At 74.8% G+C, this 11,345-nt stretch carries 10 protein-coding genes; 6 read left to right on the top strand and 4 right to left on the bottom strand.

Annotated elements, in window-relative coordinates:
• Positions 1-76: 76 nt before the first annotated feature.
• From P3X83_RS25075 to dhaK, 4 genes are all read right to left on the bottom strand, one after another.
• Positions 77-430 carry a hypothetical protein gene (locus P3X83_RS25075; RefSeq protein ID WP_277307652.1) on the bottom strand — a complete coding sequence of 118 codons (354 nt, stop codon included), beginning with the start codon at positions 428-430 and terminating at the stop codon, positions 77-79.
• A 622-nt stretch (positions 431-1,052) separates the two neighbouring features.
• The gene (locus P3X83_RS25070) at positions 1,053-1,439 is read right to left on the bottom strand and encodes a phosphoenolpyruvate--protein phosphotransferase (protein WP_277307651.1); all 387 of its coding nucleotides are present in this window, start codon (positions 1,437-1,439) and stop codon (positions 1,053-1,055) included.
• Positions 1,439-2,068 (bottom strand): dihydroxyacetone kinase subunit DhaL, encoded by a 630-nt coding sequence (gene dhaL, locus P3X83_RS25065; RefSeq protein ID WP_277307650.1) that lies wholly within the window; start codon positions 2,066-2,068, stop codon positions 1,439-1,441. Before dhaL ends, P3X83_RS25070 begins: the two co-directional genes overlap by 1 nt.
• A gap of 10 nt (positions 2,069-2,078) precedes the next feature.
• Positions 2,079-3,071 carry a dihydroxyacetone kinase subunit DhaK gene (gene dhaK, locus P3X83_RS25060; RefSeq protein WP_277307649.1) on the bottom strand — a complete coding sequence of 331 codons (993 nt, stop codon included), beginning with the start codon at positions 3,069-3,071 and terminating at the stop codon, positions 2,079-2,081.
• A gap of 116 nt (positions 3,072-3,187) precedes the next feature.
• On the opposite strand from dhaK, the gene P3X83_RS25055 reads away from it, so the two are divergent.
• The 6 genes from P3X83_RS25055 to P3X83_RS25030 all read left to right on the top strand — a co-directional run bounded on the left by P3X83_RS25055 (position 3,188) and on the right by P3X83_RS25030 (position 11,338).
• The gene (locus P3X83_RS25055) at positions 3,188-3,973 is read left to right on the top strand and encodes a cyclase family protein (RefSeq protein ID WP_277307648.1); all 786 of its coding nucleotides are present in this window, start codon (positions 3,188-3,190) and stop codon (positions 3,971-3,973) included.
• A complete protein-coding gene (locus P3X83_RS25050) occupies positions 3,970-5,613 on the top strand; it encodes a thiamine pyrophosphate-binding protein (RefSeq protein WP_277307647.1) in 1,644 nt (547 codons plus the stop codon). The genes P3X83_RS25055 and P3X83_RS25050 overlap by 4 nt, the downstream gene beginning before the upstream one ends.
• 221 nt (positions 5,614-5,834) lie before the next feature.
• Complete coding sequence (locus P3X83_RS25045; RefSeq protein WP_277307646.1) at positions 5,835-6,878, top strand: cytochrome P450; 1,044 nt, start codon at positions 5,835-5,837, stop codon at positions 6,876-6,878.
• Between the two features lie 42 nt (positions 6,879-6,920).
• Positions 6,921-7,661, top strand: a complete 741-nt coding sequence (locus tag P3X83_RS25040) for a lysophospholipid acyltransferase family protein (RefSeq protein ID WP_277307645.1) — start codon at positions 6,921-6,923, stop codon at positions 7,659-7,661.
• Between the two features lie 133 nt (positions 7,662-7,794).
• Positions 7,795-8,661: a DUF4132 domain-containing protein gene (locus P3X83_RS25035; protein WP_277307644.1), complete on the top strand. Its 867-nt coding sequence runs from the start codon at positions 7,795-7,797 to the stop codon at positions 8,659-8,661.
• The gene (locus P3X83_RS25030; protein WP_277307643.1) at positions 8,651-11,338 is read left to right on the top strand and encodes a hypothetical protein; all 2,688 of its coding nucleotides are present in this window, start codon (positions 8,651-8,653) and stop codon (positions 11,336-11,338) included. The genes P3X83_RS25035 and P3X83_RS25030 overlap by 11 nt, the downstream gene beginning before the upstream one ends.
• Positions 11,339-11,345 lie beyond the last annotated feature (7 nt).

Below are 11,345 nucleotides of genomic sequence, written 5' to 3'. Positions count from 1 at the left end.
CCCCCCCCCCCCCCCCCCCCCCCCCCCGCCCGGGGGGGGGGGGGGGGGCCGGGCCCGGGGCCCCGCCCCTTCTCGTTCACCCCCGGACATCCCGGCGGCCGATCGCCCCGGTCTGCCAGTCGTGGTCGCCGTGGCGGCGGGTGATCCTGGTTCCCGAGCAGGTCACGCCGATCCTCGGCGCCCGGCGGGTGATGCGGGTCCTCCGGCCGGGACCTTCGGCGGCGGAGCGGATCGTCCAGCTCGTCGAGCCCGGCGGACGACCGACGACGATCGTCCCCCAGACGGTGCTGGCACCTCCGGCCTCCGTCCCCCTCGGCGACTTCCCGCAGGTCGCACGGGCCGCCCCCGGCCCGGACGCCTGCGCGAAACCCGCCACTAACGACCGGCCCTCGACGGACCGCGTCATGGTCGTGGTCTCCCCCGTGATCATCACGTGCTCTCCCTTGTCGGTTGGTGATTTTCGACATGCCGGCAGTGCGGACGTCGAGGCTGCGCAGGCCCCGGTGGACGCCTGCCATCACCGGGGGCCCCTGATCAGAGGGCCACCGGTCGAGGTGAGGAACCTACGCGGCGGTGTCGCCGCGCCCCGTCAGGGCGGCGGCGCGGTCGGTCCGCGCCTCGCCCCCGGCGGCGAGGGCGGAAGATCACGCCCCCTGGGAGGGAAAACGGTTCCGGCCGGGCCGGGCCGTGTCGGGGACGTGCCGGGAAGCTCCGGCGGCGTGGTGCGCACGCCCGCGCGGGACCACGTGATCAGGGTGCCGGTCGGGCCGGTGATAGCCACGATGTCGCCCCTTTCCCCCGTGTCGTCCCCCGCGCGCGGCGCGAGCGCCGCCGTCGTTCCTGTTACGTCCCCTTCCCGTACGGCCCACCCTGAGCCGTCCGGAACCGCTGCCCTATAGGCCACTTTCTCCCCCTGCCGCTCTATATGATTCGACGCCAGGGATGGCGGGTTTGTTCGTCGCGATACCGATGATGTTCGATGGGGAACTAAAACGGGTGCGTCGCCGCACGAAGCCTGCACGGGTGGCACAAGGCGGCACGGGTGGGCGGGGTCAGAGTTTGCGGAAGCCCCGGGCCTCCTCGGCGGCGGCGACGACCTCCGGGAGCGTCGCGCCGCCTCCCGCCGTGACGGCCGCCGCGATCGCGCCCTCCACGAACGGCGCGTCGGCGACCACCACCGATCCCGGCTCCTGAAGCAGGCGCGCGGTGAGCACCGAACTGCCCAGGTCCGCGATGAGCACCACGCCGCCGCCCCGGTCGGCCTCCCCGATGGCGGCGGAGATCAGGTCGGCGCTGGTGCCGAGGCCGCCCTCGCCGTCGCCGCCCGCGGCGGCGATCGGAGCGGTGCCGCCGCAGATCCCGGCGGCGAGCAGCGCGGTCTCGGCGGCCAGCCCCGCGCTGTGCGAGACGAGCACGACGCCGACGGCCGCCCGCCGCATCAGGGGTTGTCCGCGGTGACGCGCAGCGCCTGCATGATCAGGGAGCTGGAGACCGCGCCGGGATCGATGTGCCCGACGCTGCGTTCCCCGAGGTAGCTGGCCCTGCCCTTGCGGGCGCGCAGCGGGATGGTGGCACTGGCCCCCTCCTGCGCCGCGCGGGAGGCGGCCTCGAACGCGGCACGCTCGCCTTCGCCGTTGCCGACGGCCTCGCGCAGCGCTCGTACGGCGGGGGCCAGCGCGTCCACCATGGTCTTGTCGCCGTCCTCGGCGTGGCCGAGTTCGCGCACCGCGCGCAGCCCGGCCTCCAGCGCGCCGGCCAGGTCGGCGGGCGTCACCCGGGGCGCGTCGCCGAGCGCCTTTCCGGCCTGCCGGAACAGCGTGCCGTACAGGGGGCCGGAGGCGCCGCCGACCTTGCGGATCAGCGCGCCGCCGAGCAGCACCAGGGCGTCGCCGGGCGTGCCTGGCGGGCGCGCGGAAAGGGTGGCGCGGGCGGCGGTGAACCCCCGGTCCAGGTTGGCGCCGTGGTCGGCGTCGCCGATGGCGGCGTCCAGCTCGGTGAGGTGGTCGCGCTCGGCGGTGACGAGCCGGGCGATCTCGTCGATCCAGTCGGTGAAGAAAGCGGTGTCCATGCTGCCTCCCTCAGCGGCCCCAGCGCAGCGCGGGCGTTTCCACGGGGGCGTCCCACAGGCGGACCAGGTCGTCGGTCAGCGCGCACACGGTGACAGAGAAGCCCTGCATGTCCAGGCTGGTGACGTAGTCGCCGACCAGCCGCCGCGCGGGGGGCGCGCCGTGCTCGCGCAGATAGGCGTCGACCTCGGCGTAGACGATGTAGAGCTCGATCAGCGGGGTGCCGCCCATGCCGTTGACCAGCACCAGGGTCTCGCCGGACAGCGGCAGGTCGGCGGCGATGGCGTCCATCGCGACGCGGGTCAGCTCGCGGGCGGTCCCGGCGGGGGCGCGGGTGCGGCCCGGTTCGCCGTGGATGCCGATGCCCAGCTCCACCTCGCCCGGGCCCAGCTCGAAGGTCGGCTTGCCCGCCGACGGGGTGGTGCACGGCGACAGCGCCACGCCGAAGGACCGGCTGCGGGCGTTGACCTCGCGGCCGGCCGCCGCCACCTCGGCGAGCGGCGCACCGGTCTCGGCCAGCGCCCCGGCGATCTTCTCGACGAACAGCGTCGCGCCGGTTCCCCTGCGGCCCGCCGTATATAGGGAGTCGCTCACCGCCACGTCGTCGTCCACCAGGACGCGGGCGACCTCCACGCCGTCGTCGGCGCACAGGTCGGCGGCCATCTCGAAGTTGAGCACGTCGCCGGTGTAGTTCTTCACGACGTGCAGCACCCCGGCGCCGCCGTGGATTGCGGTGCTCGCCTCGGCGATCTGGTCGGGCACGGGGGAGGTGAAGATCTCGCCGGGGCAGGCGGCGTCGAGCATGCCGTACCCGACGAAACCGGCGTGCAGCGGCTCGTGCCCGGAGCCGCCGCCGGAGACGAGGCCGACCTTCCCCTGACGGGGGCCCGACGCCCGGTAGACGACGCGGTTCTCCACGTCCACGCGCAGGCCGGGGTGCGCCGCGGCGAGCCCGGCCAGCGCGTCGGTCACCACGGCGCCGGCGTCGTTGATGAGCTTCTTCACCCGGGTCTCCTCTCCCCAGCATCGTCAGGGATCCCGGTGCACCCTCTGCCCGCTGGCGTGGCGCCGCAACCGTGGAACGATGTCCATATAGAAAGGTTTCGCGCAAGGAGGCGGCGATGTCGGTTTTGAGGAGCCTGCTGGAGGCGATCGGCGGGGGAACGGTCGAGGTGATCGACCTGACCGCGCCGCTGTCGCCGGAGACGCCGGTCCTTCAGCTACCCGAGCCGTTCGGCAACACGATCCCGTTCAGTCTCTCCGAGATCAGCCGCTACGACGACCGTGGCCCCGCCTGGTACTGGAACGACATCCACACCGGTGAGCACACCGGAACGCACTTCGACGCCCCGATCCACTGGGTCACCGGGAAGGACGGCGAGGACGTCTCCCAGGTGCCGGTGACGCGGCTGATCGCCCCCGCCGTGGTGCTCGACTTCTCCGCCGAGGCCGCCGCCGACCCCGACTTCCTGCTCCAGATCGAGCACGTCACGAACTGGGAGCAGGAGCACGGCCCGCTGCCCGAGGCCGGCTGGCTGCTCTACCGCACCGGCTGGGACGTCCGGTCGGGCGACCAGGCCCGCTTCCTCAACGCCGACGAGAACGGCCCGCACACGCCCGGCATCTCCGCCGAGTGCGCCAGGTGGCTGGCCGAGCGGTCGCCGATCGGGGGCCTCGGGGTGGAGACGGTCGGCACCGACGCGGGCGCGGCCCACTCCTTCGACCCGGCGTTCCCCTGCCACTCCTTCCTGCTCGGCGCGGGCAAGTACGGCCTGACCCAGCTCCGCAACCTGGACCGCCTACCGGTGACCGGCTCGGTGATCGTGGCCCCGCCGCTGCCCATCGTCGGCGGCTCCGGCAGCCCCGTCCGGGTGCTGGCGCTGGTGGAGTCCGGGGCCGGACGGTGATCGTCGCCGAGGCCGTCGGGCGCGCCCTGGCGGAGCTGGGCGCCGACACCGTGTTCGGGGTGGTCGGCAGCGGCAACTTCCACGTGACCAACGCGATGGTCGCCGCCGGGGCCAGGTTCGTCGCGGCCCGGCACGAGGGCGGAGCCGCGACCATGGCCGACGCCTACGCCCGCACCGCCGGCGGCCTCGGCGTGCTCAGCGTTCACCAGGGACCGGGCCTGACCAACGCGATGACCGGCATCGCCGAGGCGGCGAAGAGCCGCACGCCGCTGCTGGTGCTGGCGGGGGAGGCCACCGAGCCCGGGTCGAACTTCCACATCGACCAGGCGGCGATGGTCGCGGCGGTCGGCGCGATCCCGCTGCGGGTCCGCTCCGTAGAGACGGCCATGGCGGACACCGCGCGGGCCGTGCGGATCGCGCTGGGAGAGCGCCGGACGGTGCTGCTCAACCTGCCGCTCGACGTGCAGTCCCAGCCCGTGCGGCACGTCGCCCTGCCCTCGCGTGGCGCGGTGTTCCCCTCGGGGGCCGCGCCGTCGCCCGCCGGGGTCGCCTCGCTGGCGGAGGCGCTGGCCGCCGCCGCCCGTCCGGTGTTCGTGGCGGGCAGGGGCGCCCGGCACGCGCGTGAGGCGCTGCGCGCCCTCGCCGGGCGAACCGGGGCGCTGCTGGCGACCTCGGCGGTGGCCAAGGGCCTGTTCCACGGCGACCCGTGGAGCCTCGACGTCAGCGGCGGCTTCTCCTCGCCGCTGGCCGCCGAGCTGATCGGCGCGGCCGACCTGCTGGTGGGCTGGGGCTGCGCGCTCAACATGTGGACGATGCGCCACGGCGCGCTGATCGGCCCGCGGACCACGGTGGTCCAGGTGGACCTGGAGGAGGCGGCGATCGGGCGGCACCGGCCGGTGCACCTGGGAGTGGTGGGCGACTGCCGGGAGACGGCGCTGCTCGTGGCGGAGGCCCTCCCGGAGGACCCGGCAGGGGAGGGCGCCGGGTATCGGTCGCCGGAGCTGGCCCGGCGGATCGCGGCGGAGGTCCGGTGGCGGGACGTGCCGTACGAGGACCTGGGGGGCGACGGGCGGATCGATCCGCGGACCTTGACGGTGGAACTGGACGACCTTCTACCAGCTGAACGCGTGATTGCGGTGGATTCCGGTAATTTCATGGGATATCCGGCGATGTATCTTTCTGTTCCGGATGAAAAAGGCTTCTGTTTCACCCAGGCATTCCAGTCCATCGGACTCGGACTTTCCACCGCGATTGGCGCGGCCCTCGCCCAGCCGAATCGCCTGCCGGTCGCCGCGCTCGGCGACGGCGGCGCGCTGATGGGCGCCGCCGAACTGGAAACCGTGGTGCGTCTCGGCCTGCCGATGGTGATCGTGGTCTATGACGACGAGGCGTACGGCGCCGAGGTGCACCATTTCGGTCCCGGCGGGCACCCGCTCGGCACCGTCACCTTCCCTCCCGCCGACCTGGCGGCCATCGCGCGCGGCCACGGCTGCGCTGGCGTGACCGTGCGCGAGCCGGGCGACCTCGCCCAGGTCGCGGCGTGGCTGAACGGCCCCCGCGACCGGCCGCTGCTGATCGACGCGAAAGTGTCGCCTGAGAAGCCCGCATGGTGGCTGGAGGAGGCTTTTCGGGGACACTGACAGATCGTGACCCGATCTGGTCACCTACTCTTACCGCCATCGCGCGCCTCGGAAAGCAAAGTAGGCTGCCTGGGCCAGTGTGCCATCGCGAGGGAGCACCGCCCATGGGGGTCAAGTACAGCCCGTTCGATTACGCGATCCATGAAGATCCATTCCCGGCCTATGCGAGGTTGCTGGAAGAAGCACCCCTGTATCACAGCGAAGAGGACGACTTCTGGGCGTTGAGCAGACACGCCGACGTCTCCGCCGCGCTTTCTGACCACGCGCTCTACTCCAGTTCGCACGGCCCCCTGCTGGACCGGCCGCCGTGGGGACCTGACGCCTCGGCCGCGCTGTCGTTCGTGGCCATGGACCCGCCACGCCACACCGCGCTGCGGTCGCAGGTGTCCAGGGGGTTCACCGCCCGCCGCGTCGCCGGGCTGGAGCCGCGCATCCGCGAGATCGCCCGCCGTCACCTCGACGAGGCGCTGCAGCGCGGCGCGTTCGACTTCATCGAGGACTTCGCCGTGCGGCTGCCCCTGGACGTGGTCTCCGAACTGGTCGGGGTCCCCGAGACCGACCGCGACGAGGTCCGGCGGCTGGCCGCCCTGTCGCTGCACCGCGAGGACCAGAACCAGGAGGTGACGCCGGAGGGCGCCCAGGCGGGCGCCGACCTGCTCGCCTACTACGGCGGCCTGATCGCCGCCCGCCGCGCCCGGCCCGCCGACGACCTGGTCTCCGTGCTCGCCGAGGAACTCCGCGACGAGGAGATCGTGCCGATCCTGTTCGTGCTGCTGGCGGCGGGCAGCGAGACCACCACGAACCTGCTGGGCCACGCCTGGTACTGGGCGTGGCGGCATCCGGAGCAGCGCGAGGCCGCCTTCGGCGGCGAGATCCCCGCCTGGATCGAGGAGACCCTCCGCTACGACCCGCCCGCCATCGGCGCCGCGCGTCTGCTCACCCGCGACACCGACCTGTACGGCAGGCGCGTCCCCGCCGGCTCGCGGATGTGGCTGATCATCGGCGCGGCCAACCGCGACCCCCGGGTGTTCGCCGACCCCGACCGCTACGACCTGCGCCGCGACACCACGGCGCTGCTCAGCTTCAGCGCCGGGCGGCACTTCTGCATGGGCGCGGCCCTCGGCCGCCTGGAGGCCCGGATCGCCCTTGAGGAACTCGTCGCCGCCGTGTCCGGATACGAGATCGACCCGGCCGAGGCGCGCCGCTCCCACATGGGCAACGTCCGGGGGTTCGCCACCCTGCCCACCGAGGTCACGCCACGCTGACCACCTGTTCGCGGGTACGGTTCCGTAGGTTACGGTTGCTCCATGTCGGAGATCGTGTACCCGCCGGTCATCTGGACGGCGATGAGCCTGTTCCGCGCCCTCGACCTGAAGATCCGCATCGAGGGCGCGGACCGCGTCCCCCGGCAGGGCGGGGCGGTGCTGGTGAGCAACCACATCAGCTACCTCGACTTCATCTTCGCCGGCCTGGGGGCGCGTCCCTCCGGCCGGCTGGTCCGGTTCATGGCCAAGAAAGAGGTCTTCGACCACCGGATCTCCGGGCCGCTGATGCGCGGCATGCACCACATCCCGGTCGACCGCGCGGCCGGCGCGGGCTCCTACGCGGCCTCGCTGCGCGCCTTGAAGGCCGGTGAGGTCGTCGGCATCTTCGCCGAGGCCACCATCAGCCGGTCGTTCACCGTCAAGGACATCAAGAACGGCGCGATCAGGATGGCCGCCGCGACCGGCGTCCCGCTGATCCCGGTGGCGCTGTGGGGCACCCAGCGGCTGTGGACCAAGGGGCACCCCAAGAACCTGCTGCAGCGCCACGTGCCCATCACGATCCTGGTCGGCGAGCCGATCCACCCCAAGCGCGGCGACGACATGAAGGCCCGCACCGCAGAGCTGCACGAGCGCATGTCCGGGCTGCTCGACCGCGCCCAGCGCACCTACCCGGAGATCCCGCCGGGCGTCTGGTGGCAGCCCCGCCACCTGGGCGGCACCGCCCCAACGCCCGAGGAGGCCGCCGCCATGGACGAGGCCGAGGCCGCCAAGCAGCGCGACTGACCGGCCCAATGATCGACACGGCGACCTGTCCTCCCGGCTAGCGGTCCGGCCGGAACCGGGTACCAGGATGTGTCCGGAATGTTGTCCCCGTGATGGGTGTGGCCGGTGGTGACCCTCTGACAGGATGTGCGGCATGCCGCATGTCCCAGGGGCGGGCGCGGAGCCGGTGTGGATCCCCGCCACCGCGAAGTACGAGCTGGCGCTGGAGGCGGGCAGGCTGATCTGCCGCAACGGGGACGGCAGGCCGCTCGCCGCGGTGCCCAAGGCGGCCAGGGAGAGCCGGGCCGCCGAGGAGCTGATCGCGCTTCGCGACCACCTGGAACGGCACGCCCGCGACTGCCGGGCGCGGGCCGAGCGGTGGATGCTCAGCGAGCGGCGCGTGCCCGCCGGGCTCGTCTGCGCGGTGTGGCCCGACCCCGCCTGGCGCGAGGCCCTCACCGGCCTGGTGGTCGAGGCCCGGGGCAGGCAGGGCCTGCTCACCGGCATCGACCGCACCGGCCGGATCGGCACGGTGAGCCTGTCCGGCGAGCCGGGGCGCGTCGGCCCGGCCGACGAACTGCTCATCGTCCACCCGCTCGCGCTGGGCGACCCGGCGGGGGCGCGCGAACTCGCCGCCAAGCTCGCCCTCGCCCAGGGCGTCGCGCAGCTCGCCCGCGAGGTCCACGTCAAGCCGGACGGCGCGATCGGCACCGCGTGGCGGGCCTTCGCCGACGCCCGCTTCGCCGCGTTGCGGCACGCCACCGAGCGCGCCGCGCGGCTCGGCTTCGAGATCCGGGGCGGCTACGCGGCCTGCCGCGTGGCCGAGGCGGGGCTCCGCGCCCAGGCCAGGTTCTGGCTGGGCGCCGACGCCCCCGACGCCGAGACCTGGACGGGCGAGCTGATCTGGGTCGACGCCGCCGAGGAGCCGATCGGCCTGCCCGACATCGGACCGGTGGCCTGGTCGGAGGGAGTGCGCATGGCCGAACTCGTCCACGCGGGGCGGGTGAGCGATGCCGACTGACCCGCCGTACGACCCGATCAGGGCCAGGCTCTACCCGCACCCTCACCTCGGCGGGGGCCGCGTCGTGGCCAGGCCGGTGGGAGACTCGGCGGGACCGGGCGACGACTGCTTCATGTCCGCCCTCGGCTTCGGCGAACCGCGCGTCTCACCGCCGCTGGCCGGATGGCACCTCCCCACCCTCGCATTCCCCGCCCGGGTGCCGGGCGGCGATCCCGGCGGGGCGCTGGCGGCCTGCCGGGCGTTGGAGGCGGCGGTGCGGCGGGCCGTGGGGCGTTCCACCGGGGTGGTCGAGCGGATCGCCGCCATCGCGGAGGACCTGCCTCCCGCCGAGCTGCCCGGGTTCTGGGAGCGGGCGGCCCGGCACTACCTGGACGCCGGGCAGCCGCAGCGGGCCTCGGCGATGTTCCTGCGCGCGCGGCGGGCCGAGGACGAGCACGGGCTGGCGGTCGACGAACCCGGACGGCGCGCCGCCTACCTGCGGTTCGCCCTGGCCGGAGCGCTTTCGGCGAAGGCCGTCACCGCCTACGCCGACGGGCTGGCCGCGCGCCACGACCCTCCCCGCGCCTACGCCGAACTGCTGGAACTGGCCGCCGGATACGTCAGGGGCGGGCTGCCGCCCTGGCCCGCCCTGCCCAGGCAGGTCCGCACGATGGCCAAGGCGGCCGGCCTCGACGTCACCGACGAGGAGACGCGCGTGCTCGCCGGGCTGCTGCGCGTCCCCGCGACCAGGCACGCGGACGCGGCCTTCTGGAAGGCCAACCGCCCCCGGCTGGTGCGCCTGGCCCGCCGGTCACCGGGACTGCGCCGCGCGCTGCTGCACCTGTTCCCCGAGGCCGACATGGACGTCTGGTGGCTCGACCTGCTGGACGAGGCGGGCGCGATCGCCGACCTCACCCGGGGCGACGCCGCCGCCTGGCTGACCCGCATGGCCGCGCACCTGAGACGCGGCAGACGCACCGGCCGCACGCCCCGGGCGCTGCTCGACCTGGTGGGCCGGATCCGGCCGGGCGCTGAGCCGATCCGGCTGACCGGCGGGGGACCCTCCTGGACCACCGTCCTGGACGCCGACCTGCTCGACGCGTGCCTGGCGGCCGGGCTCCCGGTGGCCGACCCGCGCCCCGGCGACACCATCGACCTGGGCCGCTGGCTCACGCACCGGGAGCGCGACCTCGCGGCGGTGGGCGCCGACCCCAGATACGCCCGGCTGCTCAGCGCCGCCGTGGGAGGCTTCGCCGCCCGGCGCGGCGTCGGCGCGCTGCTCGGCGTGCCCGCGCTGCGGCCCCTGGTCAGGGACTGGATCCTGGCCGAGGCGGGTGAGATCGCCGCGGGCGGGCTGGCCGACGCCAGGGAGGCGGTCCACCGGCTGGAGAGCGGCCTGCGGGGAGCGCCGGGGGAGACGGCGATGCCGTCCGGAACCGGGGAGGCCATCGAGCGCGCCGACCTCGCCGGGCCGCTGCGCCGTACGCTCCGCGCCGGGATCCTGGACGAGCTGGGCTGGGACGACCTCGACGCCGCCGCCGACGAGCTGGGGCCCGACGCCGAGATCACCACGAGCTGGCCGGTCATCACCCTCTACACCCGGCGGCGCGCGATCGCGGTGGGGCCGTCGGGCCGGGTCGCCGAGCACGAGCCGAGGCTGCCCGGCACCGCCGAGTCCTGCACCGTCGTGTACTCCGCCGGGGCGTTCCTGGTCGTCTGGGACGACGACGGCCGCACCGCCCGCGGCTACTGGTCGGCGGACGACGGCGCGCGCTCCGGCAGCGGCCCGGTCACGCGGGCGGACGGCTCGCTGCGGCCCAGGGCCGGGCACGGCTACGCGTTCCTCGACGCGGCGGGCGCTCGGGTCACCGGCAGGCGCGCGCTGACCCCGGGGGAGCTGCGCCTGGCCGACACGCCGAGGCTGCTGTGCGACGGCGTCACCTACTGGTCCCAGCCCGAGGCATGGCGCCCTGAGCTGCGCGAGCTGGACCCTTCGAGCGGCGCGCTCGGCCGGGCCTCGCTGCCCGGCTTCCTGGAACGCGCCCCGCTGCCCGAGGGCCACACCTGGGCGGTGGAGGCGTGCACGCTCGCCCCGCTGCCCGAAGGCGTGCGCCGCACCCCGCTCGGCACGGACGGCACGCTGGTCGGTTTCCGGGTCAGCAGGAACCCGGCGGGTGGCCACCTCATCGAGGGCGTGGACGGCCGCCGGGCCGAGGTGCGCGGGCGCGAGGGGACCGCCCCGTGGGGGCTGCTCGACCTCCCCGCCGCCGACCGCTGGGGCGTGCTCGCGGGCGACACCCTGGTCTGGCTGATCGACCCGCTGGACGGCACCGCGCACTGGCAGGTCGCGGCGGGCACCGGCGACCGCTGGATCCCGCCCGCCGCCCGGCAGGCCGCGCGCGGCACGCCTGTCGTGCCGCCCCCGGCCTTCTGGCACTTCCTGGCCCCTCGTGACCCGGAGGCGTCGGCCCGGCTGCGCTCGATCCCGGAGAGCACCGTCCGCGCCCTGCTCGACGCCGCCGTGGCCGACCTCACCGAGGACCGCGCGCGGGGCGGCCTGCCCAGGGCCGCGCCCCTGATCGCCGCGCTCGCCGCCCACCCGCGCCTGCGCGCCGGCCTCACCGGCTTCGTCCGCGAGGCCGCCGACCTGCGCCTGCGCCTGGCCACACTGGCCGAACGCGCCCGAAGCGGAGCCTGACCTCCGA

It is taken from the genome of Spongiactinospora sp. TRM90649 (assembly GCF_029382225.1).
GTDB lineage: Bacteria > Actinomycetota > Actinomycetes > Streptosporangiales > Streptosporangiaceae > Spongiactinospora.
The sequence above is the reverse complement of the archived record's forward strand: the minus strand, read 5'-3'. Positions and strand labels throughout refer to the sequence as shown.